The organism is Klebsiella sp. F11 (genome assembly GCF_056712265.1).
This window is the reverse complement of the sequence record NZ_CM160060.1, coordinates 1,312,016-1,335,838: the sequence shown is the minus strand read 5'-3', so window position 1 is coordinate 1,335,838 and position 23,823 is coordinate 1,312,016. Positions and strand designations below refer to the sequence as shown.

Annotated in this window: 25 protein-coding genes, 1 other RNA gene and 2 pseudogenes; 14 read left to right on the top strand and 14 right to left on the bottom strand. The window is 55.3% G+C overall.

Annotation, left to right across the window (positions count from 1 at the left end; all coding sequences use genetic code 11):
* Positions 1–58: 58 nt before the first annotated feature.
* Both tyrA and aroF read right to left on the bottom strand, forming a co-directional pair.
* Complete coding sequence (gene tyrA, locus AC1M2H_RS06715) at positions 59–1,180, bottom strand: bifunctional chorismate mutase/prephenate dehydrogenase (RefSeq protein ID WP_480150777.1); 1,122 nt, start codon at positions 1,178–1,180, stop codon at positions 59–61.
* A 9-nt stretch (positions 1,181–1,189) separates the two neighbouring features.
* Complete coding sequence (gene aroF, locus AC1M2H_RS06710; protein WP_426811938.1) at positions 1,190–2,260, bottom strand: 3-deoxy-7-phosphoheptulonate synthase AroF; 1,071 nt, start codon at positions 2,258–2,260, stop codon at positions 1,190–1,192.
* Positions 2,261–2,610: 350 nt separating this feature from the next.
* Between aroF and yfiR the strand changes: the two genes are divergently transcribed.
* The 3 genes from yfiR to AC1M2H_RS06695 are packed head-to-tail and all read left to right on the top strand — an operon-like array spanning position 2,611 to position 4,830.
* Entirely contained in the window at positions 2,611–3,120 is a 510-nt protein-coding gene (gene yfiR / locus AC1M2H_RS06705) for a regulatory sequestration protein YfiR (protein ID WP_480150776.1), read from the top strand.
* A complete protein-coding gene (dgcN, locus tag AC1M2H_RS06700; protein ID WP_480150775.1) occupies positions 3,113–4,336 on the top strand; it encodes a diguanylate cyclase DgcN/YfiN in 1,224 nt (407 codons plus the stop codon). Before yfiR ends, dgcN begins: the two co-directional genes overlap by 8 nt.
* 11 nt (positions 4,337–4,347) lie before the next feature.
* Positions 4,348–4,830, top strand: a complete 483-nt coding sequence (locus tag AC1M2H_RS06695; RefSeq protein WP_480151860.1) for an OmpA family protein — start codon at positions 4,348–4,350, stop codon at positions 4,828–4,830.
* Between the two features lie 5 nt (positions 4,831–4,835).
* Here AC1M2H_RS06695 and AC1M2H_RS06690 read toward each other — a convergent pair whose 3' ends face one another.
* From AC1M2H_RS06690 to ffh, 7 genes are all read right to left on the bottom strand, one after another.
* Positions 4,836–6,206 carry a PepSY-associated TM helix domain-containing protein gene (locus AC1M2H_RS06690; RefSeq protein ID WP_480150774.1) on the bottom strand — a complete coding sequence of 457 codons (1,371 nt, stop codon included), beginning with the start codon at positions 6,204–6,206 and terminating at the stop codon, positions 4,836–4,838.
* 57 nt (positions 6,207–6,263) lie between these two features.
* Positions 6,264–6,716: a DUF2946 domain-containing protein gene (locus AC1M2H_RS06685; protein WP_480150773.1), complete on the bottom strand. Its 453-nt coding sequence runs from the start codon at positions 6,714–6,716 to the stop codon at positions 6,264–6,266.
* Between the two features lie 121 nt (positions 6,717–6,837).
* On the bottom strand, positions 6,838–7,185 hold the full coding sequence (gene rplS / locus AC1M2H_RS06680) for a 50S ribosomal protein L19 (protein ID WP_002914145.1): 348 nt from the start codon (positions 7,183–7,185) through the stop codon (positions 6,838–6,840).
* 40 nt (positions 7,186–7,225) lie between these two features.
* Positions 7,226–7,993 (bottom strand): tRNA (guanosine(37)-N1)-methyltransferase TrmD, encoded by a 768-nt coding sequence (gene trmD / locus AC1M2H_RS06675; RefSeq protein ID WP_480150772.1) that lies wholly within the window; start codon positions 7,991–7,993, stop codon positions 7,226–7,228.
* Between the two features lie 45 nt (positions 7,994–8,038).
* Positions 8,039–8,587 (bottom strand): ribosome maturation factor RimM, encoded by a 549-nt coding sequence (gene rimM, locus AC1M2H_RS06670; RefSeq protein WP_480151859.1) that lies wholly within the window; start codon positions 8,585–8,587, stop codon positions 8,039–8,041.
* Between the two features lie 18 nt (positions 8,588–8,605).
* Positions 8,606–8,854, bottom strand: a complete 249-nt coding sequence (rpsP, locus tag AC1M2H_RS06665) for a 30S ribosomal protein S16 (RefSeq protein ID WP_426812234.1) — start codon at positions 8,852–8,854, stop codon at positions 8,606–8,608.
* Between the two features lie 240 nt (positions 8,855–9,094).
* Positions 9,095–10,459, bottom strand: a complete 1,365-nt coding sequence (gene ffh, locus AC1M2H_RS06660; RefSeq protein ID WP_480150771.1) for a signal recognition particle protein — start codon at positions 10,457–10,459, stop codon at positions 9,095–9,097.
* 166 nt (positions 10,460–10,625) lie between these two features.
* On the opposite strand from ffh, the gene AC1M2H_RS06655 reads away from it, so the two are divergent.
* Both AC1M2H_RS06655 and AC1M2H_RS06650 read left to right on the top strand, forming a co-directional pair.
* Positions 10,626–11,417 carry a cytochrome C assembly family protein gene (locus tag AC1M2H_RS06655; RefSeq protein WP_480150770.1) on the top strand — a complete coding sequence of 264 codons (792 nt, stop codon included), beginning with the start codon at positions 10,626–10,628 and terminating at the stop codon, positions 11,415–11,417.
* Positions 11,418–11,576: 159 nt separating this feature from the next.
* Positions 11,577–12,863 carry an HlyC/CorC family transporter gene (locus AC1M2H_RS06650; RefSeq protein WP_480151858.1) on the top strand — a complete coding sequence of 429 codons (1,287 nt, stop codon included), beginning with the start codon at positions 11,577–11,579 and terminating at the stop codon, positions 12,861–12,863.
* Positions 12,864–12,987: 124 nt separating this feature from the next.
* Here AC1M2H_RS06650 and grpE read toward each other — a convergent pair whose 3' ends face one another.
* A complete protein-coding gene (grpE, locus tag AC1M2H_RS06645) occupies positions 12,988–13,578 on the bottom strand; it encodes a nucleotide exchange factor GrpE (RefSeq protein ID WP_480150769.1) in 591 nt (196 codons plus the stop codon).
* Between the two features lie 123 nt (positions 13,579–13,701).
* Between grpE and nadK the strand changes: the two genes are divergently transcribed.
* From nadK to bamE, 3 genes are all read left to right on the top strand, one after another.
* Positions 13,702–14,580, top strand: a complete 879-nt coding sequence (nadK, locus tag AC1M2H_RS06640; RefSeq protein WP_480150768.1) for an NAD(+) kinase — start codon at positions 13,702–13,704, stop codon at positions 14,578–14,580.
* An 86-nt stretch (positions 14,581–14,666) separates the two neighbouring features.
* Positions 14,667–16,328, top strand: a complete 1,662-nt coding sequence (gene recN, locus AC1M2H_RS06635; protein ID WP_480150767.1) for a DNA repair protein RecN — start codon at positions 14,667–14,669, stop codon at positions 16,326–16,328.
* 147 nt (positions 16,329–16,475) lie between these two features.
* Positions 16,476–16,817, top strand: coding sequence for an outer membrane protein assembly factor BamE (bamE, locus tag AC1M2H_RS06630; protein WP_095105682.1), 342 nt, complete (start codon positions 16,476–16,478; stop codon positions 16,815–16,817).
* A 76-nt stretch (positions 16,818–16,893) separates the two neighbouring features.
* Here bamE and AC1M2H_RS06625 read toward each other — a convergent pair whose 3' ends face one another.
* Both AC1M2H_RS06625 and AC1M2H_RS06620 read right to left on the bottom strand, forming a co-directional pair.
* Positions 16,894–17,187 (bottom strand): RnfH family protein, encoded by a 294-nt coding sequence (locus tag AC1M2H_RS06625; protein WP_480150766.1) that lies wholly within the window; start codon positions 17,185–17,187, stop codon positions 16,894–16,896.
* Entirely contained in the window at positions 17,177–17,614 is a 438-nt protein-coding gene (locus AC1M2H_RS06620; protein WP_426812230.1) for a type II toxin-antitoxin system RatA family toxin, read from the bottom strand. The genes AC1M2H_RS06625 and AC1M2H_RS06620 overlap by 11 nt, the downstream gene beginning before the upstream one ends.
* A 153-nt stretch (positions 17,615–17,767) precedes the next feature.
* On the opposite strand from AC1M2H_RS06620, the gene smpB reads away from it, so the two are divergent.
* The 6 genes and pseudogenes from smpB (at position 17,768) to oqxR (ending at position 22,326) form a co-directional block, all read left to right on the top strand.
* Positions 17,768–18,250 carry an SsrA-binding protein SmpB gene (gene smpB / locus AC1M2H_RS06615; RefSeq protein ID WP_480150765.1) on the top strand — a complete coding sequence of 161 codons (483 nt, stop codon included), beginning with the start codon at positions 17,768–17,770 and terminating at the stop codon, positions 18,248–18,250.
* A 143-nt stretch (positions 18,251–18,393) separates the two neighbouring features.
* Positions 18,394–18,757, top strand: a transfer-messenger RNA (tmRNA) gene (ssrA, locus tag AC1M2H_RS06610).
* Between the two features lie 274 nt (positions 18,758–19,031).
* Positions 19,032–19,169 (top strand): annotated as a pseudogene (locus AC1M2H_RS06605) (site-specific integrase); the annotation flags it as partial.
* A gap of 13 nt (positions 19,170–19,182) precedes the next feature.
* On the top strand, positions 19,183–19,590 hold the full coding sequence (locus tag AC1M2H_RS06600; RefSeq protein ID WP_480150764.1) for a hypothetical protein: 408 nt from the start codon (positions 19,183–19,185) through the stop codon (positions 19,588–19,590).
* 854 nt (positions 19,591–20,444) lie between these two features.
* Positions 20,445–21,641: an IS110 family RNA-guided transposase gene (locus AC1M2H_RS06595; protein ID WP_480150763.1), complete on the top strand. Its 1,197-nt coding sequence runs from the start codon at positions 20,445–20,447 to the stop codon at positions 21,639–21,641.
* Between the two features lie 205 nt (positions 21,642–21,846).
* Entirely contained in the window at positions 21,847–22,326 is a 480-nt protein-coding gene (gene oqxR / locus AC1M2H_RS06590; RefSeq protein WP_480150762.1) for an efflux pump transcriptional repressor OqxR, read from the top strand.
* Between the two features lie 81 nt (positions 22,327–22,407).
* Here oqxR and AC1M2H_RS06585 read toward each other — a convergent pair whose 3' ends face one another.
* A complete protein-coding gene (locus tag AC1M2H_RS06585) occupies positions 22,408–22,740 on the bottom strand; it encodes an efflux RND transporter permease subunit (RefSeq protein WP_480152318.1) in 333 nt (110 codons plus the stop codon).
* Positions 22,738–23,808, bottom strand: a pseudogene (locus tag AC1M2H_RS06580) (efflux RND transporter permease subunit); the annotation flags it as partial. The gene AC1M2H_RS06585 and the pseudogene AC1M2H_RS06580, both read right to left, overlap by 3 nt.
* Between the last annotated feature and the right edge of the window lie 15 nt (positions 23,809–23,823).

Here is a 23,823-nt window from a genome sequence, read left to right as displayed (position 1 = left end):
TCCCTATAAAAAAAGCCAGCGGGTTGCCCCTCTGGCTTTGATTATATACGGTTTTCAGCTACTGCCGGTTATCATTCGCCTGACGGAGCAGCGTACGGCTTTCGCTCTGGAAGCGCTGGGCATAATCGCCAAACCAGTGCTCAACTTTACGGAAGCTGTCGATAAACGCCTGTTTATCCCCCTGCTCCAACAGGCCAATCGCCTCGCCAAAACGCTGGTAGTAGCGCTTAATCAGCGCCAGGTTGCTCTCCGACGACATAATAATATCGGCGTAAAGCTGCGGATCCTGGGCGAACAGACGGCCCACCATCGCCAGCTCAAGCCGATAGATCGGTGACGACAGCGCCAGCAGCTGCTCCAGGCGAACGTTCTCCTCCGCCAGGTGCAGGCCGTAGGCAAAGGTCGCAAAGTGGCGCAGAGCCTGAATAAACGCCATATTCTGATCGTGCTCGACGGCGCTGATACGATGCAGGCGAGCGCCCCAAACCTGAATTTGCTCAAGGAACCACTGATAGGCTTCCGGCTGGCGACCGTCGCAGTAGACCACCACCTGCTTGGCAAGGCTGCCGCTGTCCGGACCGAACATCGGATGCAATCCCAGCACCGGGCCATTATGCGCCGCCAGCATCGCCTGTAGCGGCTCCGCTTTAACTGACGCCAGATCAACCAAAATACAGTCCGCCGACAGCGAAGGCAGCCGGGCAATCGTTTCAACCGTGGCGTGAATAGGTACGCTGACGATCACCATCCCGGCGTCGGCAACAATCTCCGTCGCCCGTGGCCAGTCTTCTTTCTCCAGAATACGTACCCGGTAGCCAGAAAGCGTCAGCATTTTCTCGAACAGGCGCCCCATCTGCCCGCCGCCGCCGACAATCACCACCGGACGCAGGTTCGGACACAGCGTTTTAAAACCTTTGTCGTTTTCGCTGGAATAGGACTCGCGCATCACGCGACGCAGCACATCTTCAATCAGATCCGGCGGCACGCCAAGCGCGGCCGCCTCTTCGCGGCGGGAGGCCAGCATCGCCGACTCCCGTTCCGGGACGTAAATGGGCAGGCCGTATTTGCTCTTGACCTCGCCCACTTCAGCCACCAGCTCCAGGCGCTTAGCCAGCAGGCCCAGCAGCGCTTTATCAACTTCATCAATTTGATCGCGCAACGCGGTCAGTTCAGCAACCATACAATCCTCTTACGCCAGACGGGCCGCCAGATGGCCGCGCAGATCCTTATCAAGTTCGCGGAGCAACGCATCGGTGGTTTCCCAGCTGATGCAAGCATCGGTGACGGATACGCCGTATTTCATATCGCAACGCGGCTGCTCAGAGGACTGGTTGCCTTCGTGGATATTACTCTCAATCATCAGACCAATAATGGAACGATTGCCATCCTTGATCTGCGCGACGACGGATTCTGCCACCGCTGGCTGACGGCGGTAGTCTTTATTGGAATTACCATGACTGCAATCTACCATCAGCGACGGCTTCAGTCCCGCCTGAGTCATCTCTTTTTCGCATTGTTCGACATCTGCCGGGCCGTAGTTTGGTGCTTTACCGCCGCGCAGAATGACGTGGCCATCCGGGTTGCCCTGGGTTTGCAGCAGGCAGACCTGACCCGCCTGGTTGATCCCAACAAAGCGGTGCGGCATCGCTGCGGCGCGCATGGCGTTAATCGCCGTCGCCAGGCTACCGTCGGTGCCGTTTTTAAAGCCAACCGGCATCGACAGGCCGGATGCCATTTCGCGGTGCGTCTGGGATTCGGTGGTACGTGCGCCGATCGCCGACCAGCTGAACAGATCGCCGAGGTACTGCGGGCTGTTGGGATCCAGCGCTTCGGTTGCCAGCGGCAGCCCCATGTTTACCAGCTCGACCAGCAGCCGACGCGCAATCTTCAGACCGCCTTCAACATCAAACGAGCCATCCATATGCGGATCGTTAATCAGCCCTTTCCAACCGACGGTGGTACGGGGTTTTTCAAAATAGACGCGCATCACCAGGTAGAGGCTATCGCTGACCTCTGCGGCAAGTGCTTTAAAACGATGAGCGTACTCAATTGCCGCTTCCGGATCGTGAATTGAACAAGGGCCGCAGACCACCAGCAGGCGCGGATCGCGGCCGGCAATAATGTCAGAGATAGTCTGACGGGACTGCGCGATCTGCGCTTCTTGTTCAAGGCTCAGCGGGAATTCAGCCTTCAGCTGGTCCGGAGTGATCAAAACCTGTTCATCGGTAATATGTACGTTATTCAGCGCGTCTTTTTGCATGATTGCGATCCTGGGTAGTTCGTTTGCGATAGTGTTTTCCTCACTGAGGAGTGACGTAACGATACCACATAAAGTAAAGTTTTCAATCCATATTACGTAAATTTTACTTTACACCAGCAAAATAAATGGCTACTCACCCGCCAATAAATGTAAACTTAAGTTAACAACGCCACCCATGGCCGCTAAAAAATTATCCGTTGGGCCACCTTTTCTTTACGAAAAATCCTGGCCAGAATTAACGTATTGCAAAGGCCAGGGCTAATGACGGTTTTCACCAACAATGCTATTCTTCGGCCAGGCATTAGCGCACTGCAATTCACGTACCATGACGACCCCAGACGGATCCGTTAATGAAACAGCTTCACCGTCTTTTTTTGATCTCTTTGTTATTCATCGTCAGCTATCCCGCTTTTGCCGCCGGGCCGTCTGCAAATGTGCGAGCCATTGTTTCGGGGATCGTGACGTATACCCGCTGGCCAGAACTTTCTGCCCCGCCCAGACTGTGTATTTTCTCTACGTCACGCTACACCCACAGCCTGACCCAGCAATCGCCTGAGGCTTTGCCCTATCAGCCGGTTGTTGTTCACAGTACAGAGGAAGCATTGAATACGGTTTGTGATGGCTTTTATTTTGGCAGCGAATCGCCGTCACAGCAGTCCGAATTCACCTCTAAATACCGGTCAAGGCCCCTATTACTTATCGCGGAACAGAATACCGATTGCGCTATTGGCAGTGCTTTTTGCCTGATCATCAATGACGACAGGGTCAAATTCTCCGTTAATCTTGATGTCCTGACGCACAGCGGTGTGCGGGTCAATCCAGATGTACTGATGCTTGCCCGGAAAAACGCACATGAATAAGGATTATCCTCAGGGCCCGCGCCCCACCTTTAAAAGAGCGCTACGCCGTATCAGCATGATAAGCGTAATCATCTCGATGACTCTGGTCTGGCTGCTGCTCAGCACCGCCTCCGTATTCACGCTGAAACAATATGCGCAGAAGAATCTCGAGCTGACCGCCGCGACCATGAGCCGCAGCCTCGAAGCGGCGCTGGTGTTTAACGATAGCGCGGCGGCAGAAGATACGCTGGCGACGCTGGGGAAGCAGGGACAGTTTTCCGAAGCGCTGGTGCTTGATAGCCAGAAAACGCATTTTGCTCTCTGGCATAACCACGATCTGGTAAACCAGGAAAAGCTCAGCGGCCTCATCAGCAGGTGGCTTTTCCCGCAGCCGACCACGCAGCCCATCTGGCATGAAGGGAAAATTATCGGCGAGCTTCGCCTGACCGCGCTGGACCGGCTGATAAGCCACTTCCTCGGTATTTCGATTATCGTCCTGACCGGCAGCATCCTGCTGGCGTCCTTTATCGCCCTGCTGCTGACCCACTCTCTACACCGCGGCATCGTCACCGCGCTGCAGAGCATTACCGAAGTGGTGCACGATATCCGGGAAAACCGTCACTTCTCGCGTCGCGTTCCCGAAGAGCACATCGAGGAGTTTCATCTTTTCGCCCAGGACTTTAACAGCCTGCTCGGCGAGATGGAGGATTGGCAGCGGCAGCTGCAGGCCAAAAACGCCCAGCTCCTGCGCAGCTCTCTGCACGATCCGCTGACCGGACTTGCCAACCGTGCGGCGTTTCGCGGCGTCATCAATAAACTGATGAATGACGACGTGACCCACCGCAGCTCCGCGCTGCTATTCCTTGATGGCGACAACTTCAAGTTCATCAACGATAACTGGGGGCATGCGACGGGCGATAAGGTCTTAATCGAAGTGGCCAGCCGGCTGATGACGTTTGCCGGCACCCAACATCAGGCGTGGCGGCTCGGCGGCGACGAATTTGCCATCCTGCTGCGCAATGTCCACACCGAGGTCGAAGTTCAGGCGCAGTGCGCTTTACTCTCGGCACAGTTTCTCCAGCCGTTTAATCTGCACAACGGCCATACCGCTACCCTGTCGCTCAGTATTGGTTACGCCCTGGCGTGGGAGCATACTTCTGCCGAAAATCTGCAAGAGTTTGCCGATCAAAATATGTATCGGATGAAAAATCAACGCTTGCAGCAGATACAAAAATAAAAGGAATTCTCATTCTCAGGAAATATTGTGCTCCCGCGCTGCTGGCCGCGGTGTTTCTCACCGGCTGCCAGGCTCCGCAAGGAAAATTCTCTCCGCAGCAGGTTGCGGCGATGAAGTCCTACGGCTTTACGGAAAGTAACGGCGACTGGTCCCTCGGCATATCTGACACCATCCTGTTCGATAAAAACGACTACCACCTGCGCCCCGATAGCCAGCAGCAGATTCACGGCATGGCGTCTCGTCTCGCCGCAACCGGGATTACCCACAGTCGTTTAGATGGTCATACCGATAACTATGGTGAAGATGGCTACAACGAGATGCTGTCGCTGAAGCGCGCAAACAGCGTAGCCGACGCGTGGGCGGAAGGCGCCAATATCCCGCGCGGCAATTTAACGACCCGCGGGTTGGGTAAAAAATATCCGATTGCCAGCAACGATACGGCAAAAGGGCGTGCCGAAAACCGCCGGGTGACGGTTGTTATCAGCACGCCTTAACTCCCTTACTCTACTGAGCTGGCGAGCGTCGCTGCGCTGGCCGAACGCCAGCGCAGATAGTCAACGGCAATACACAGCAGCAGGCTGGCGCCCATCAGCGGCAGCGCCAGCCCCAGCAGAACGGCAATCACCAGCGCGAGCATACGGGCGGGCCATGCCAGATTAAGCCAGGCCTGCACCAGCGTACCCGCCGGGTTAAACGTCGCCTTCGGCGGACGGCGAATCCACCATAAGCGATACCCAACGACGATGGTCACGCACAGCACCGAGCCAAAGGCGATCAGCAGCAGCTGATTAGCCAGACCAAACAGGATCCCCATGTGGAAATCAACGCCCCAGCGGGTAAGTTTCGCCATCAGTGGGAAATCGGCAAAGCGCGTGCGGTCGACAACCTGCATCCGTTCACCATCGATTGCCACCGCATCAACCTGCGTCGGCCAGCCACGGTCGATTTCGCTAACGGTCCAGGCGACGCCATCCTCCTTAGGCGGGCGAATTTCAAGCTTGCGGGCATCAAGGCCTGCGCGACGCGCCAGCGTCAGCACCTGGTCAAACCGCTCGCCAGACGGTGGCGCCATCGTTTCGGGCATCGCCATATTCCCCATATGATGCTCAGCATGCGCGTCGTGAGCCATCGGCATCGCGGCGTGCAGCTGAGTATTGACCTGCGGCGTCAGCCAGCCGAAAGCGGCGCGCATCTTATCGACATTATCGCCGGCCCACTGCGACCAGGTTAAGCCGGTCGCCGAGAACAGCAGCATGCCTCCCAGCAGCGCCCAGCCAAGAGAAACGTGCAGCCGGCGCGTATTCTGCAGGCGGTTATTGATGCGCCGACGGGGCCGGGTCATTGCCCACAGCGCAATGCCCCCCAGCGCGGCAACCCACATCCAGGACGCCGCCAGCTCGCTGTACAGCCGCCCAATATTTCCCGCCAGCAGGGACCTGTGCGCATAATCAATCCACTGGCGCAGGGGCAAAATGCCGCTGGTGCCATAGACCGTCATATCGCCTTTAACCTGCAGGGTCACCGGGTCGATAAACAGCGCCCGCGACTCCGATTCTCCCAGGCGCGGATCGGCAAACATCACCCGCGTGGTCTCGCCGGCGACCATGGACGGACGCACCGCCTGCAGGCGCAGCTCTCCCTGAGTCAGCGCCTCCGCGGCCGCTATCTGGGCGCTCAGCGGCTGCTTGTCGCCGATGGATGTCGCGCGCAGCGCGTCGTGATACAGCCAGCTTTCCAGCTGCGGCGTGGCAACGTACAGCGTGCCGGTTAGCGCAGCCACGAAGATAAACGGCCCGATAAACAGGCCAATATAAAAATGAAGGCGTCGCAGCAGGTTCAGCCATGCCGCGCGCGAGGTGCAGGTTGTCATACTTTTCCTTTCTGAAAGCAAAAAAAGAACGTTGCGCGGTGCGCACATTATTTTTTATCAACAGGAAACAGCAGACTGGCGCGGCGGCGCGCGGGTATCGGGATAGAGCCAGGGGAAGTAGTGCCAGTGTTTTAGCACCGGACGAGCCGTAAAGATACGCAGCCGACGCAGGATGAAGGTGATAAGCAGCGCCAGCGCCAGCAGCAGGCCCGGCACGTGGGCTAACAGCACGCAGTAGCCGCAGGCCTCGGCGTGGTCAGCCGGCATGGTGTGCGCAGGCGTGGACGCCGGCGGAGCAGAGTGGGACATCTTCATGCCGTGAGGCATTTCCATGGCATGAGGCGTTTCCGCCATCATCATCGCGTGGTGCATTCCGGGCATCGCACCCATCGGATCTTTTTGCAATGAGATAGAGATCAGCGGCGCGACGACGATCAGCAGGATCGACAACAGCGCCAGCCATGCGGCCCGCCGTTGATGTGCTGACTGTCGATAAATATTGCCGGCCACCGCCCCTCCATCGTGAGGGCGATATTGTAAATGATTTACATCAAGATAGTTAAAACAAAGATAAAAAAAGGGCCGGCCCATCAGGCCAGCTCTTTTCATCAGGATGTCGCGAAAGCGAATCTTAGTTAAGACGCTCTTTGATACGAGCAGACTTACCGGTACGCTCACGCAGGTAGTACAGTTTAGCTTTACGTACAGCACCACGACGTTTAACAGCAATGCTGTCAACTACCGGAGAGTGAGTCTGGAAGACACGCTCAACGCCTTCGCCGTTGGAAATTTTACGAACAGTGAATGCAGAGTGCAGACCGCGGTTACGAATAGCGATAACCACGCCCTCGAATGCCTGCAGACGTTTTTTGGAACCTTCAACAACCCATACTTTCACTTCCACGGTATCACCCGGACGGAAGGAAGGTACGTCCTGCTTCATCTGTTCTTGTTCAAGTTGCTTAATAATGTTGCTCATAATTTAATCTCTTATCCTGGGTAAACTGATATTGGGGGCGTTACGCCATCCCATCATGTTTATGCTGCTGTTTTGCGTGTTCAGTTTTGAACTGCGCCAGCAACTTTGCTTGCTCTTCAGTCAGAGCCAGGTTTTCCAAAAGTTCAGGTCTTCTAAGCCAGGTACGGCCCAGCGACTGTTTCAAACGCCAGCGACGTATCTCAGCATGGTTTCCCGACAGCAATACCGGCGGTACTTCCATCTCTTCTAACACTTCAGGACGGGTATAGTGTGGGCAGTCCAGCAGACCATCGGCAAAGGAATCTTCCGTTGCCGAAGCTTCATGACCCAGAACCCCCGGAATGAACCGGGAAACGGAATCAATCAGCGTCATTGCCGGTAACTCACCACCGCTGAGAACGTAATCGCCGATTGACCATTCTTCGTCAATTTCGGTCTGAATTACGCGCTCGTCTATCCCTTCGTAGCGACCGCACACCAAAATCAGCTTCTGATTTGTTGCCAGTTCGCTGACGCCCGCTTGATCAAGCTTGCGTCCCTGAGGCGACAGATATATCACCTTAGCGCCTTCACCTGCCGCGGCTTTTGCTGCATGGATGGCGTCCCGCAGGGGTTGCACCATCATTAGCATCCCCGGTCCGCCGCCGTAAGGACGATCGTCCACGGTACGGTGCCGGTCGTGCGCGAAATCGCGAGGACTCCAGCTCTGGATGCTCAGCAGGCCATTTTTTACTGCCCGGCCAGTTACCCCGTAATCGGTAATTGCGCGGAACATTTCAGGAAACAGGCTAACGATACCTATAAACACAAGCCAATCCCCATAGCGCCGTCTTTTACCGTTTATTCGGAGAATTTAAAAACCAGGATCCCAATCTACTTCGATTGTTCGAGTAGCGAGATCGACTTTCTTGATAACCTGCCCATCGAGGAACGGAACCAGCCGCTCCTTGATGCCAAACGCATCTTTCAGGTTTGCCTTAATGACGAGAACGTCATTTGACCCGGTTTCCATCATATCGATGACTTTACCCAGGCCATAGCCTTCGGTGGTGACAACCTGGCAGCCCATCAGGTCTTTCCAGTAGTAGTCGCCCTCTTCCAGCTTCGGCAGTTGCGATGAATCCACGATAATTTCGCAATTAGTCAGCAGATTCGCAGCATCGCGATCGTCAATGCCCTTCAGCTTGATGACGATATCCTGATCGTGGTGGCGCCAGCTTTCCAGCTCAACGACCTGCCACTGACCCGCCTTCTGAATTAACCAGGGCTGATAGTCAAAAATGCTTTCGGCGTCTTCGGTGGAGGAAAACACTCTGAGCCAACCACGGATACCGTAGGAAGAACCCATTTTACCCAATACGATCGGATCAACGGGTGCTTGTGCGGTGTGTTGCTTGCTCATCATGACCACCGTGACAGATTAAGCTGCTTTGTTCGCTGCTTTGATCAGCGTAGCTACGCGATCGGAAACGGTAGCGCCCTGGCCAACCCAGTGAGCGATACGATCCAGATCCAGACGAGTTTCTTCTTCGTTCGCGGAAGCGATCGGGTTGAAGAAACCAACGCGCTCGATGAAGCGGCCGTTGCGTGCATTACGGCTGTCGGTGACAACAACCTGGTAGAACGGACGCTTTTTAGCGCCGTGACGAGCTAAACGAATAGTTACCATAACATCCTCTTGTGTGAATAGAACAACCGGGCCCCATCGAGGAACGGGGCCCGGGTGTCATATTAAAATCCCGAAAATTTTACTGATTTCTGTGCAAAAATCAATTCAAAACTACAATACGCTAAATAATTCGAGTTGCAGGCAGGCGGCAAGTGAGCAAATCCCCGGGAGCGTACGCAAGTACGTGACCGGGGTGAGCGAATGCAGCCAACGCATCTGCGGCTTGAATTATGACGCGTATTAACGACCGGGGAAGCCCGGCGGCATCATCCCTTTCATGCCACGCATCATCTTCATCATGCCGCCTTTCGACTTCATCTTTTTCATCATGCGCTGCATATCGTCAAACTGCTTGAGCAGACGGTTAACGTCCTGCACCTGCATCCCGCAGCCCGCGGCGATACGGCGCTTACGCGAACCTTTAATAATCTCAGGCTTAGCGCGCTCTTTCAGCGTCATCGAGTTGATGATCGCTTCCATCCGCACCAGCACTTTATCGTCCATCTGCGACTTAACGTTATCCGGGATCTGCCCCATGCCCGGCAGCTTGCCCATCAGGCTGGCCATGCCGCCCATGTTCTTCATCTGGCGCAGCTGCTCGAGGAAGTCGGTCAGGTCGAAGCCGTCGCCCTTCTTCAGCTTGGAGGCCAGCTTTTCAGCCTGCGCGCGGTCAACCTTGCTCTCGATATCTTCGATCAGCGACAGCACGTCGCCCATACCGAGGATACGGGAGGCGATACGATCCGGATGGAACGGCTCGAGGGCTTCAGTTTTTTCGCCGACGCCGAGGAATTTAATCGGCTTACCGGTGATGTGACGAATCGACAGCGCCGCACCGCCGCGGGCGTCGCCGTCCACTTTGGTCAGCACCACGCCGGTCAGCGGCAGCGCTTCGTTAAACGCTTTGGCGGTGTTCGCCGCATCCTGGCCGGTCATCGCATCGACGACGAACAGGGTTTCAACCGGGTTAAGGGTAGCGTGAACCTGCTTGATTTCGTCCATCATCGCTTCATCGACGTGCAGACGACCGGCGGTGTCCACCAGCAGCACGTCGTAGAACTTCAGCTTCGCTTCTTTCAGCGCGGCGTTAACGATGTCGATCGGCTTCTGGCCGACGTCGGACGGGAAGAAATCAACGCTCACCTGCCCGGCCAGCGTTTCCAGCTGTTTAATCGCCGCCGGGCGATAAACGTCCGCGGAGACCACCAGCACCTTCTTCTTGTGCTTCTCGCGCAGGAATTTACCCAGCTTCGCGACGCTGGTGGTTTTACCCGCCCCCTGCAGGCCCGCCATCAGCACCACGGCCGGCGGCTGAGCGGCTAAATCCAGCGCCTGGTTCTCTTCGCCCATCGCCGCAACCAGCTCGTTGCGTACAATCTTGACGAACTCCTGGCCCGGAGTCAGGCTTTTGTTAACTTCATGACCCACCGCGCTCTCTTTGACGCGGCTGATGAAATCACGCACGACGGGCAGAGCAACGTCCGCCTCGAGCAGCGCCATGCGCACTTCGCGCAGGGTTTCTTTAATATTGTCTTCGGTAAGGCGTCCGCGGCCGCTGATGTTGCGCAGCGAACGCGACAAACGATCGGTTAAATTATCAAACATTGTCTCTCGCCTGAGGTGGAAACTGTCGGTCGCCGCAGCGACACCACAAATACAAATTTGCCGCAGTATAACACGACATGTACCGGGATGTGATGCAACGGTTGGAGCCGACGTCGCGTAACGCTATACTGCTTCTCTTTCTTTTTAGTCAACAGTCGACGCCCCTATGCCTGTTTTTGCTCTACTCGCGCTTGTCGCCTATTCCGTCAGCCTGGCGCTGATCGTTCCCGGCCTGCTGCAAAAGAACAGCAGTTGGCGGCGGATGGCGATAGTTTCCGCAGCTATTGCGCTGATTTGTCATGCTTTTGCGCTAGAGTCACGCATTTTCCCCGGCGGCGATAGCGGGCAAAATCTCAGCTTACTCAACGTCGGCTCGCTGGTCAGCCTGATGATCTGTACGGTGATGACCATCGTCGCTTCGCGCAACCGAGGCTGGCTGCTGCTGCCCATCGTCTACGCTTTTGCGCTGATTAATCTGGCCTTCGCCACCTTCGTGCCCAACGAATACATCACACACCTGGAAACAACCCCGGGTATGCTGGTGCACATTGGCCTGTCGCTCTTCTCTTACGCCACGCTGATCATCGCCGCCCTGTATGCCCTGCAGCTGGCCTGGATTGACTACCAGCTGAAAAACAAAAAGCTGGTTTTTAGCCACGAAATGCCGCCGTTGATGAGTATTGAACGTAAAATGTTTCATATCACCCAGGTCGGCGTGGTGCTGCTAACGCTGACGCTATGCACCGGGCTGTTCTACATGAACAACCTGTTCAGTACGGAAAATATTGATAAAGCCGTGCTGTCGATCGTGGCATGGTTCGTTTATATCGTCCTGCTCTGGGGACACTACCATGAAGGCTGGCGCGGTCGCCGGGTCGTCTGGTTTAACGTCACCGGCGCAGGCCTGCTGACGCTGGCTTATTTTGGCAGCCGCGTCCTTCAGCAGTTTATTAGCTAAATCCAGACTACGAGCAACCACACCGGGCAGCATTACGACAGGCCGTCTGAACGCCGGCAACGCGGAGCAACCGCCGCATACTCTGAGTATGCGAAGGTTCCAGGCTCTGCCGGTTCGGGCCGGTAATCGCCCGGTGGGATAGGCTTTAAGGAGTCCCTCCTGGAACACATTTCTACCACCACGCTAATCGTAACGTTGATTATCATGGTGATCATCTCAGCCTATTTCTCCGGTTCTGAGACCGGCATGATGACGCTGAACCGCTACCGCCTGCGCCATATGGCGAAGCAGGGCAACCGTCAGGCCAGGCGCGTCGAAAAGCTGCTGCGCAAACCCGATCGTTTAATCAGCCTGGTGCTGATCGGCAACAACCTGGTCAATATTCTCGCCTCCGCGCTGGGGACTATCGTGGGTATGCGCCTGTACGGCGATGCCGGCGTGGCGATTGCCACCGGCGTTCTGACCTTCGTGGTGCTGGTATTTGCCGAGGTCCTCCCCAAGACCATCGCCGCGCTGTATCCGGAGAAGGTCGCCTATCCGAGCAGCCTCCTGCTGGCGCCGCTGCAGGTGCTGATGATGCCGCTGGTGTGGCTGCTGAACACCATCACCCGCCTTCTGATGCGCATCATGGGCATCAAGGCCGATATTATTATCAGCGGAGCACTGAGCAAAGACGAGCTGCGCACCATCGTGAATGAATCGCGTACGCAAATCTCCCGCCGCAATCAGGACATGCTGCTGTCGGTGCTGGACCTCGAGAAGGTCAGCGTGGACGATATTATGGTGCCGCGAAATGAGATTATCGGGATCGATATTAACGATGACTGGAAATCCATCGTCCGCCAGCTCACCCACTCGCCGCACGGCCGTATTGTGCTCTACCGCGGTTCGCTGGATGACGCCATCAGCATGCTGCGCGTCCGCGAAGCCTATCGCCTGATGACCGAGAAAAAAGAGTTCACCAAAGAGGTGATGCTCCGAGCCGCGGACGAGATTTACTTCGTGCCGGAAGGCACACCGCTGAGCACGCAACTGGTGAAGTTCCAGCGCAATAAGAAGAAAGTAGGACTGGTGGTCGATGAATACGGCGATATCCAGGGCCTGGTGACCGTTGAAGATATTCTGGAAGAGATTGTCGGCGACTTCACCACCTCGATGTCGCCCACTCTGGCGGAGGAGGTGACCCCGCTTAACGACGGTTCGGTGATTATTGACGGCAGCGCCAACGTTCGTGAAATCAATAAGGCGTTTAACTGGCGCCTGCCGGAAGACGAAGCCCGCACGATCAACGGCATTATTCTTGAAGCGCTGGAAGAGATCCCGGCTCCCGGCACCCGCGTGCGCATCGAGCAGTACGACATCGATATTCTCGACGTTCAGGACAATATGATTAAGCAGGTGAAGGTGATGCCGGTGAAGCCGATTCGTGAAAGCGCGGCGGAATAATCGGCAGTCTGCTCAATGAAGCGGTGAACCTCGGTTCGCCGTTTTTTTGCTGCCGAATCGGCGGCAGTGCCGGTTAATAAAGCATAAAAAAACGGCCACCCGCAGGCGGCCGCTTTACAGCGAATTACTTCGCCTTCGCCACGGTCACCATCGCTGCGCGAATGGTACGGCCGTTCAGGGTGTAGCCCTTTTGCATTACGCCCAGCACGTTGCCCGCCGCCACGTCTTCAGACTCGACCATGGCGATGGCCTGATGAACGTTAGGATCCAACGGCACGTTGGTATCGGCAATAACTTCCACGCCGAACTTACGGACAACGTCCAGCATTGACTTCAGCGTCAGCTCAATACCTTCAACCATCGAAGCCATGTCCAGGTTGGCTTTATCGGCCACTTCCAGCGCGCGGTCCAGGCTATCAATCACCGGCAGCAGTTCGTTAACGAACTTCTCCAGGGCGAATTTATGCGCCTTTTCCACGTCAAGCTCGGTGCGACGACGCAGGTTTTCCATTTCCGCTTTTACGCGCAGGATGCCTTCGCGTTCACGAGTCTGGGCTTCAACCAGCTGCGCTTCCAGATTCGCAATTTTTTCATCGCGCGGATCCACCTGGTCAGCAGAAACCTCAGGCTCAACCGCCTCAACGTTGTCGTGCTGTTCCGTGATAATTTCTTCCGGGGCTTGCCCGTCAGGCGTTTTCTGTTCTTTACTACTCATGAATTTCTCCGCGTTTTTTTCGCATTCATCTCGCTAACTTCGCTTATTATGGGGATCAGTTTCCGGGTTTCAAGGGAAGCAGTCAGATTGTCATCATTCATTTAACGCAAGGACATCCAGAACATGAAGAACCATTTCAAGTGTATAGGCATTGTGGGGCATCCTCGTCACCCAACCGCGCTGACCACACATGAAATGCTCTGGCGCTGGCTGTGCAGCAAAGGCTATGAAGTTCTGGTCGAACAACAGATCGCCCATGAGCTACAGCTTAGCAACGTCAAAACGGGAACGCTGGCGGAAATTGGCCAGCAGGCGGATCTGGCGGTCGTCGTTGGCGGCGATGGCAATATGCTCGGCGCCGCGCGCACCCTGGCGCGGTATGATATTCAGGTCATCGGCATCAACCGCGGCAACCTCGGGTTTCTGACCGATCTCGACCCGGATAACGCGCTGCAGCAGCTTGCCGACGTGCTTGAAGGCCACTATATCGCCGAAAAACGCTTTTTGCTGGAAGCCCAGGTCTGCCAGCAGGATTGTCCGAAGCGCATTAGCACGGCGATTAACGAAGTGGTTCTGCACCCGGGAAAGGTCGCGCACATGATCGAGTTCGAGGTCTACATCGACGAGGTGTTTGCCTTCTCCCAACGCTCCGACGGCCTGATTATCTCCACCCCGACGGGCTCCACCGCCTATTCATTATCAGCTGGAGGCCCCATTCTGACACCTTCGCTCGATGCCATCACCCTGGTGCCGATGTTTCCGCATACGCTCTCGGCCCGCCCGCTGGTCATTAACGGCGACAGCACCATTCGCCTGCGCTTCTCCCAGCGCTGCAGCGACCTTGAGATCAGCTGCGACAGCCAGATAGCCCTGCCGATTCAGGACGGTGAATATGTTTTAATTCACCGCTGCGACTACCACCTGAATCTTATTCACCCGAAAGATTACAGCTATTTCAATACATTGAGCACCAAGCTCGGCTGGTCGAAAAAATTATTCTGATTTTATAAGCCGCCTCTTTACTGTATAAAAAACCAGTCTATACTGTACGAAAACACAGTATTGGTTTTTCATACAGGAAGGCAGCTATGTTGGCGCAACTCACCATCAGTAATTTTGCTATCGTTCGTGAACTGGAGATCGATTTTCACAGCGGCATGACCGCCATCACCGGGGAAACCGGTGCGGGAAAATCGATAGCCATTGATGCGCTTGGCCTGTGCCTTGGCGGCAGAGCGGAAGCAGACATGGTGCGAAGAGGCGCCAGCCGCGCGGACCTGTGCGCGCGCTTCGCGTTGAAGGATACGCCCGCCGCGCAGCGCTGGCTGGAAGCGAACCAGCTGGAAAGCGGACGTGAGTGTTTACTTCGCCGCGTCATCAGCGCCGACGGCCGCTCGCGCGGCTTCATTAACGGTACCGCCGTTCCTCTCTCCCAGCTTCGCGAGCTCGGTCAGCTGCTTATCCAGATCCACGGCCAGCACGCGCACCAGCTGTTAACCAAGCCAGAACACCAAAAAACGCTGCTCGATGGTTATACCGCTGAGTATGCGCTTACTCAGCTCATGGCCGGTCATTATCGCCAGTGGCACCAGAGCTGCCGCGAGCTGGCGCAGCATCAGCAGCAGAGCCAGGAGCGCGCCGCCCGCGCCGACCTGTTGCAGTACCAGCTAAAAGAGCTGAACGAGTTCTGTCCTCAGCAGGGTGAATTCGAGCAAATCGACGAAGAGTACAGGCGCCTGGCCAACAGCGGCCAGCTGCTGAGCACCTGTCAGCATGCGCTGACGGTGATGGCGGACGGCGAAGAGGCGAACCTGCAGGGCCAGCTCTACGCCGCTAAGCAGCTGGTGGGCGAGCTGGTCGGCATGGACGGCAAGCTCGCCAGCGTGCTGGATATGCTGGAAGAAGCGTCAATTCAGCTTAGCGAGGCAACCGACGAGCTGCGTCACTACAACGACCGCCTGGATCTCGACCCGAACCGCCTGTTCGAACTGGAGCAGCGCATCTCGCGGCAGATTTCTCTCGCCCGCAAGCACCAAATTACGCCGGAAGAGCTGCCGGCGTTCTACCAGGTGCTGTTAGAAGAGCAGCGCCTGCTGGACGACAGCGCGGGCTCGCTGGAGTCGCTCAGCCAGACGGTGGTTGAACATCACCGTCTGGCGCTGGAAACGGCCCGCCAGCTGCACGCCGCGCGGCAGCGCAGCGCCGATGAGCTGACCCGGCTGATCACTGAAAGTATGCACTCACTTTCCATGCCTCACGGGGTGTTTGCCATCGACATCGCCTTTGATGAGCGTCATCTGACGGCCGAAGGCGCGGATCGCATCGAGTTTCGCGTGACCACTAACCCCGGTCAGCCGCTGCAACCTCTTGCTAAAGTGGCCTCCGGCGGCGAGCTATCCCGTATTGCGCTGGCGATTCAGGTCATTACCGCGCAGAAGATGGAAACGCCGGCCCTGATTTTCGATGAAGTCGATGTCGGTATCAGCGGCCCAACGGCCGCTGTGGTCGGCAAGCTGCTGCGCCAGCTGGGGGAATCAACTCAGGTCATGTGCGTCACTCACCTGCCGCAGGTGGCCGGCTGCGGCCACCATCACTTCATCGTCTGCAAAGAGACCGATGGCGAGATGACCGAAACCCACATGCATCCGCTGGATAAACGCGCGCGTCTGCAGGAGCTGGCCCGCCTGCTGGGCGGGAGCGAAGTCACGCGCAACACGCTGGCGAACGCGAAAGAGTTGCTCGCGGCGTAAACTTTTTGATTTCCGCAGAGTCATAGTGAACAGCAAATTGCCGCAAGACCTGCAGTCGAAGGTTTCCAACTGGGCAAAGGTCTATTATTATCGGCATATTACAGATGAGCCACGTACTGTTCGGGCCCGAAAAGGAATCAAATCACTATGCGCTGTAAAACGCTGACTGCTGCCGCAGCGGTTCTTCTTATGTTGACCGCAGGCTGTTCCACTCTGGAACGAGTGGTTTACCGTCCTGACATCAACCAGGGTAACTATCTGGCACCTAACGATGTAGCAAAAATTCGTGTCGGCATGACGCAACAGCAGGTTGCTTATGCTCTGGGAACCCCAATGATGTCGGATCCGTTTGGCACTAACACCTGGTTCTACGTTTTCCGTCAGCAGCCTGGCCATGAAAACATTACCCAGCAAACCCTCACTCTGACCTTTAACAACAGCGGCGTGTTAACCAACATCGATAACAAACCGGCTCTGACCAAAGAGTAAGGCACAGCGGCGGTAGCCATACCGCTCCGTAAACGCAAAAAGCGCTCATTGAGCGCTTTTTTTATGCCAGCCGGCCCTACTTCTCGTCGTTCTTTTTTTCTGCCCGCTGGCGCCGCAACTCTTTCGGGTCGGCAATCAGCGGCCGATAAATCTCCACCCGGTCGCCATCATGAACCTCATCGTGCAGCTTCGCCGGGCGGCTATAAATTCCCACCTTGTTTTTCGCAAGGTCGATATCATCGCGCAGAGTCAGAAGGCCGCTGGCAATAATCGCCTGTTCGACGGTCGCCCCTACCTCCAGCTTTACGCTTTGCAGATACTGCTTTTCAGGCAAAGCGTAGGCGACTTCAACGACGATTTTAGCCGACACGATAAACCTCTTTCGCCCGGGTGGTAAACGCCTGCACCATATTGAGCGCTAGCTCTTTAAAAATGCGGCCAAACGCCATTTCAATCAGCTTGTTGGTGAATTCAAAATCGAGGTGGAATTCGATTTTGCACGCATCCGGACTCAGCGGAATAAACTGCCAGCCGCCAATAAGCGATTTAAACGGGCCATCGACCAGGCTCATCAGGATGCTCTGGTTGCTGGTTAACGTATTCCGCGTTGTGAAGGTCTTACTGATGCCAGCCTTAGACACATCAACCGCCGCCATCATCTGCGTCGGTCCGGACTCCAGCACGCGGCTACCGGTGCAGCCTGGCAAAAAATCAGGGTAGGACTTCACATCGTTTACGAGTTGATACATCTGCTCCACGCTGAACGGCACCAGCGCAGTACGGCTAATCTGAGGCATAGCAAGTTCCACATTTAAACACGGCGCAAATAATATCATTTATCTGCTGCTAAAAAAAACGCTGTGCCACAACTCGTGCTAAGATAACGCGTTACACCTCGCAGGATGGATTGAGGTAACTATGTATAAGATAAGCGATGACTTCAGGACACTATGACTAAGAAAAAAGCACACAAACCTGGATCAGCCACCATTGCGCTGAATAAACGCGCCCGTCATGAATACTTTATCGAAGATGAATACGAGGCGGGTCTTGCCCTGCAAGGGTGGGAAGTCAAATCTCTGCGCGCCGGTAAAGCCAACATCGGCGATAGCTACGTGATCCTGAAGGACGGCGAAGCCTATCTGTTTGGCGCCAACTTTACGCCAATGGCCGTGGCTTCAACCCACTACGTCTGCGACCCGACGCGCACCCGTAAGCTGCTGCTGAATCAGCGCGAGCTCGATACGCTGTACGGCCGTATTAACCGGGAAGGTTATACCGTCGTTGCCTTGTCGTTATACTGGAAAAACGCCTGGTGCAAAGTCAAAATCGGCGTAGCGAAAGGTAAGAAACAGCACGACAAACGTACCGATCTGAAAGACCGTGAATGGGCGGTCGATAAAGCGCGCATTATGAAACACGCCGGACGTTAACCTCCTTCTCCAGGGGCCAGCTTAGCTGGCCCTTGTGCTATATCGTTGTTGATGCTGCTTTTTTACCCAACCAGGCGCCATAAATCACCGAACGAGGGCTGGTAAGCCTGTTCATAAATCTGTTATACTTGCTCTAACACATTGGGGCTGATTCTGGATTCGACGGGATTCGCGAAACCCAAGGTGCATGCCGAGGGGCGGTTGGCCTCGTAAAAAGCCGCAAAAAAATAGTCGCAAACGACGAAAACTACGCTTTAGCAGCTTAATAACCTGCTCTGAGCCCTCTCTCCCTAGCTTCCGCTCTTAAGACGGGGATCAAAGAGAGGTCAAACCCAAAAGAGATCGCGTGGAAACCCTGCCTGGGGTTGAAGCGTTAAAACTAATCAGGCTAGTCTGGTAGTGGCGTGTCTGTCCGCAGGTGCCAGGCGAATGTAAAGACTGACTAAGCATGTAGTGCCGAGGATGTAGGAATTTCGGACGCGGGTTCAACTCCCGCCAGCTCCACCAAAATTCTCCATCGGTGATTACCAGAGTCATCCGATGAAGTCCTAAGAGCCCGCACGGCGCAAGCCCTGCGGGCTTTTTTGTGCCCTCAATTTGTCCCGCGAAGTCCGAAGAGAACTAATTAAATCCGAACCTTTTAGGCACCTTGTTAGGCACCTCATAAAGCTTTATTGTTTTTGAGGTGCCTAAAACTATGGAAATCCGCCAATGGCAAGACAAACCAAACCTTATTCCGCCAGGAAAATTTCAAAAATTTCGTGATACTAAAATGTGTATGCTTACAGTCCTGTACGATATTCTGGGACATTCTGGTATAAAAATGACGATGGTTTACGTCCACTTTTCGCCTGACTATCTAGAAGATGTCGTGACCAAAAGAACCTTGGCTAATTTAAATTACATTCGGAGTTGTTAGGATGGATCTTAGAATGATAGAAGTACTGAAAAACTTATCTCCCTTGCTTCCATTTATTGTATCAATCATTGGATTGAAGGCTGGCTGGATATATAAAAGGGATAAAGTCTTTAATTCCAGAAAAGCGATTAGCGAGTTTTCGCACAACCTCTATAAAAATACTAATGACGAAAATTTTAAGCGAATTGCTGTAGAATATGGTATCTCAGCATTAACTAAAGACTCAAACTTGACTCCAGAACAGAGGAGAATACTCTTACGTTCCAAAGATCCAGTAAGAGATGTAGATAATTATAGCAAGTGCCAAAAGCTTCTATATATAACTGATAAACCAACAATATTTCAGTGGACTAAAAAAAATATCGTTTCTGGGTTTGGCGAAAAGCAGTGGAAATCGTCAGCCTCATCATCTATTTCATAAGTGGTTTTGTGGTAGCAATACCTTTTTTATATAGCACTATGCTTAGTAGCAACTTGGTAGAAAAAATAGACAAGTCATCTACTATGATTAAGTTTTCCTTAGCTTCTTACTGTGTGCTAATGGGTATCAGCATAGGGCTACTGTTCCTACATAAACTTTCAACCATAAATATCGCAGAAAAGACCCTAAAATCTAACAGATAATGTACCGTAACGCGTTAGAAATCTGGCAGAAAATAGCAATGGAGCGTTCAAAGCACATAAAAAAACAAATACTGTATAATGTTGTACTTACTGTATTTAATAGTAATTTACTGTTTTTATTTTGGTTAGAATACTATGCAGGAATTTGGGGCACGGGCTCAACTCCCACCAGCCTCTTGGTTGACGATCACCAGAGCCTGATACGAAGTCCTAAAAGCCCGCACGGTGCAAGCCCTGCGGGCTTTTTTGCGTCTTCAGTTTACCTCCAAGAACTTTGAAGCCAGCTCATTTCCGCCGTGACTTCGAGACCCTCCCCCACCCGGCAACAGCACCCTGCCACGCTCACCTCCCCTTTAAGCAAACACTTTATCGTCCCGCAACGCGGCTCACGCATTTCGTTCCCTGGAATCCCACTTACGCCCCCGTTACTTTATTCATACCCCTTATAATGGGGTGTTAGCCAGCCAGACCCGGCATGATTACTGCCCCCTGTCGTCCATGATCCGGGGGGTGATGTCACCGGGTCTGGTGGGGCGCTGGTAACCGCTAATAGGGGGCAGGTCAGACATCATGTCGGGACCGTCTGTAACGTGGATGCCGGTACCTGCTCCCCGTGGTTATCTGGTTAACCCGTATAAACAGGGAGACAGAATGACCGAATCTAGTGGTTACGAATCAGTCCAGGTCTTTATCGGTGTTGATGTCGGTAAAGATACTCATCACGCTGTTGCCGTTAATCGTCCAGGTAAGCGCCTGTTCGATAAAGCGTTACCCAACGATGAAAACAAACTCCGGTCGCTGATATCTGACCTGAAACAGCATGGTCAGATACTGCTGGTTGTTGACCAGCCTGCCACCATCGGCGCGTTACCCGTCGCAGTTGCCCGCTCTGAAGGCATCCTTGTCGGATACCTCCCCGGACTGGCAATGCGCCGCATCGCCGACTTACATGCCGGTGAAGCCAAAACCGATGCCCGTGATGCGGCCATCATTGCCGAAGCAGCACGTACTCTGCCTCATGCGCTACGCACACTAAAGCTGGCTGACGAGCAAATCGCCGAACTCTCCATGCTCTGCGGCTTCGATGATGATCTTGCTGCACAAACAACGCAGGCCAGCAACCGTATCCGTGGCCTGTTGACCCAGATACATCCGGCACTGGAACGTGTTCTGGGCCCACGGCTGGATCATCCGGCAGTACTCGATCTTCTCCAGCGATATCCCTCACCCGAAAAACTCGCTTCGCTGGGTGAGAAGAAGCTGGCAACCCAGCTCTGCAAACTCGCACCTCGTCTGGGAAAGCGCCTTGCTGCAGATATCACCCAGGCACTGACAGAGCAAACCGTCGTCGTTCCCGGCACGAATGCCGCTGTCGTTGTTCTGCCCCGCCTGGCTCTCCAGCTCATCACACTGTGTAAGCAAAGAGACGAGGTGGCTCTTGAGGTAGAACAACGGGTTCTTGCTCACCCTCTTTACCCGGTCCTGACCAGCATGCCCGGAGTCGGTGTCAGGACCGCTGCCAGACTCCTCACAGAGGTTGCCTGCCGCGCCTTCGCCTCTGCTGCACATCTCGCAGCTTATGCCGGTCTTGCGCCTGTAACCCGGCGTTCCGGTTCATCCATACGAGGGGAGCATCCCTCACGACGGGGTAATAAGACGCTCAAACGGGCGCTGTTCCTGTCAGCCTTCGCTGCGCTCAGAGATCCGATCTCCAGGGCTTACTACACACGCAAAATGAGCCAGGGAAAACGCCACAACCAGGCGCTTATCGCTCTCGCAAGACGGCGTTGTGACGTCCTGTTCGCCATGATGCGTGACGGGACTTTTTATACCCCTACGGCGTCATAACATGCTTGACAACTTAATAGGGGCACCCCCCCCCGTAGCCATCCTCCCCCGCCCGCTAAAGACCCACGGTAAAAATGGACTTTGCGTGCCCTCCCTGGCGGGGATTCCTTCTAAAAAGTCGCCTTATTTGTTATATTGTGCTTATTGATCACTCACCTCTGCGGTGCCAAAAAGAAAAATATTCACCGCGACCCAGGAAGATGAAATGCTAGATTACCGCTTCCCGACAGCTTTGCAGATGGTTCTCAGCGTAGCGATGGCGGAGCAGTTGGGTGAACGTTCGACCAGCGCGATCCTCGCCTATGGCCTGGAAGCCAATCCGAGCTTTATCCGTAAACTGATGGTCCCCCTCACGCGCGACGGCATTATCGTCTCGACGCTGGGGCGCAACGGCTCCATCCACCTCGGCCGTCCGGCTGATAAAATCACCCTGCGCGATATCTACGTCTCCGTTATTGAAGACAAAAAGCTGTGGGCTTCGCGTCCCGACGTCCCGGCCCGCTGCGTGGTCAGCGCCAACGCCTGCTGGTACTTCAAGTCCATCGCCGACGAAGCCGAACAGGCGTCTCTGAACGTGCTGGCTCGCCATACCGTGGCAAGCGCGCTGGAAAAGGTTAAAAAAGGCGATATCAGCGGCTGCCTGCAGCTGCTCGAAGCAGACGAGCTCGCCAAAAAGGCGCACTAAATCCGGCGCGCCGGCGCTCCTAAATAGTAAAAAACCGCCTTCAGTGAAGGCGGTTTTTTTATGCGACAAAGGCAACCCGGATCAGGTGGGCTGAACTTCCGCTGCCGGCTTGCCGCGCGTCACGAACTTGCGCAACGCAACGTAAAATACCGGCGTCAGGAACAGACCGAACAGCGTCACCCCCAGCATCCCGGAGAACACCGTGATCCCGGTAACGCCGCGAACTTCCGCCCCCGCGCCGTGGCCCAGAATCAGCGGGATAGTCCCGGCGATAAAGGCAATCGAGGTCATTACAATCGGGCGCAGACGCAGGCGGCATGCCTCCAGCGCGGCCTCGACGATCCCTTTCCCCTGCATCTCCAGCTCGCGGGCGAACTCGACGATCAGGATGGCGTTCTTACAGGCCAGTCCCATCAGCACCACCAGCCCCACCGCTTCCAGCAGGGTTTGCACCACCGCGCGGATGGAGTCGCGCACGAAGACCGTTGGGTCGTACGGCGCCGCCCACTTCATATCCTCCGGGAAACGCGTCGCCAGCTCACTCATCTTGGCGCGCACGGCGTTAGAGAGGTCTATGGCGTTCGCCCCCGGCGACTGGAAGATACCAATCCCCACCGCGTCTTTATTATTGAGCTGGGAACGCAGCGCGTAGCTGCCGGAGCCCATCTCAATGCGCGCCACGTCGTGCAGGCGTACCAGCGAGCCGTCCTGAGCCGTTTTGAGGATGATATTGCCGAACTCCTCCTCGGTATGCAGGCGTCCCTGGGCGTTAATCGAGATCAGGAAATCGCTCTCTTTCGGCAGCGGCTCGGCGCCGAGCTGGCCGGCGGAAACCTGTACGTTTTGCTCCTGCATCGCCGCGACGACGTCCGAAGCGGTCAGGCCGCGCGCCGCCACCTTATTAGGGTCCAGCCAGACGCGCATGGCGTATTCGCCGGAGCCAAAAATCTGAATCTGGCCGACGCCGGGCAGGCGCGCCAGCTCATCCTTGACCTTCAGCGTGGCGTAGTTGCGCATATACAGCGAATCGTACTTGCCATTCGGCGAGAACAGATGCACCACCAGGGTCAGCGTTGGGGACTGCTTCTGGGTGGTGATCCCGAGACGGCGAACGTCCTCGGGCAGGCGAGCTTCGGCCTGCGATACGCGGTTTTGCACCTGAACCTGCGCCTGGTCGGGATCGGTGCCCGGGCGGAAGGTCACGGTGGTGACCAGCACGCCGTCGGAACCGGCGACGGATTTCATGTACATCATGTTTTCAACGCCGTTGATCGCTTCCTCCAGCGGCGTAGCCACGGTTTCGGCGATAACCTTCGGGTTGGCGCCCGGATACTCCGCGCGCACCTGCACGCTCGGCGGCACGACGTCAGGATATTCGCTGACCGGCAGCAGCGGAATCGCGATCAGCCCGGTGACGAAAATCAAAATCGACAGCACCGCGGCGAAAATCGGCCTGTCGATAAAAAAGCGGGAAAAGTCCATACGACGGATTCTCAG

Excerpts from the sequence above, each read along its gene's own strand:
- tyrA (WP_480150777.1), bottom strand. The coding sequence starts at position 1,180 with ATGGTTGCTGAACTGACCGCGTTGCGCGATCAAATTGATGAAGTTGAT.
- aroF (WP_426811938.1), bottom strand. The coding sequence starts at position 2,260 with ATGCAAAAAGACGCGCTGAATAACGTACATATTACCGATGAACAGGTT.
- yfiR (WP_480150776.1), top strand. The coding sequence starts at position 2,611 with ATGAAACAGCTTCACCGTCTTTTTTTGATCTCTTTGTTATTCATCGTC.
- dgcN (WP_480150775.1), top strand. The coding sequence starts at position 3,113 with ATGAATAAGGATTATCCTCAGGGCCCGCGCCCCACCTTTAAAAGAGCG.
- AC1M2H_RS06690 (WP_480150774.1), bottom strand. The coding sequence starts at position 6,206 with ATGACAACCTGCACCTCGCGCGCGGCATGGCTGAACCTGCTGCGACGC.
- rplS (WP_002914145.1), bottom strand. The coding sequence starts at position 7,185 with ATGAGCAACATTATTAAGCAACTTGAACAAGAACAGATGAAGCAGGAC.
- rimM (WP_480151859.1), bottom strand. The coding sequence starts at position 8,587 with ATGAGCAAGCAACACACCGCACAAGCACCCGTTGATCCGATCGTATTG.
- rpsP (WP_426812234.1), bottom strand. The coding sequence starts at position 8,854 with ATGGTAACTATTCGTTTAGCTCGTCACGGCGCTAAAAAGCGTCCGTTC.
- ffh (WP_480150771.1), bottom strand. The coding sequence starts at position 10,459 with ATGTTTGATAATTTAACCGATCGTTTGTCGCGTTCGCTGCGCAACATC.
- AC1M2H_RS06655 (WP_480150770.1), top strand. The coding sequence starts at position 10,626 with ATGCCTGTTTTTGCTCTACTCGCGCTTGTCGCCTATTCCGTCAGCCTG.
- grpE (WP_480150769.1), bottom strand. The coding sequence starts at position 13,578 with ATGAGTAGTAAAGAACAGAAAACGCCTGACGGGCAAGCCCCGGAAGAA.
- nadK (WP_480150768.1), top strand. The coding sequence starts at position 13,702 with ATGAAGAACCATTTCAAGTGTATAGGCATTGTGGGGCATCCTCGTCAC.
- recN (WP_480150767.1), top strand. The coding sequence starts at position 14,667 with ATGTTGGCGCAACTCACCATCAGTAATTTTGCTATCGTTCGTGAACTG.
- bamE (WP_095105682.1), top strand. The coding sequence starts at position 16,476 with ATGCGCTGTAAAACGCTGACTGCTGCCGCAGCGGTTCTTCTTATGTTG.
- AC1M2H_RS06620 (WP_426812230.1), bottom strand. The coding sequence starts at position 17,614 with ATGCCTCAGATTAGCCGTACTGCGCTGGTGCCGTTCAGCGTGGAGCAG.
- smpB (WP_480150765.1), top strand. The coding sequence starts at position 17,768 with ATGACTAAGAAAAAAGCACACAAACCTGGATCAGCCACCATTGCGCTG.
- AC1M2H_RS06600 (WP_480150764.1), top strand. The coding sequence starts at position 19,183 with ATGATAGAAGTACTGAAAAACTTATCTCCCTTGCTTCCATTTATTGTA.
- AC1M2H_RS06595 (WP_480150763.1), top strand. The coding sequence starts at position 20,445 with ATGACCGAATCTAGTGGTTACGAATCAGTCCAGGTCTTTATCGGTGTT.
- oqxR (WP_480150762.1), top strand. The coding sequence starts at position 21,847 with ATGCTAGATTACCGCTTCCCGACAGCTTTGCAGATGGTTCTCAGCGTA.
- AC1M2H_RS06585 (WP_480152318.1), bottom strand. The coding sequence starts at position 22,740 with ATGGGACTGGCCTGTAAGAACGCCATCCTGATCGTCGAGTTCGCCCGC.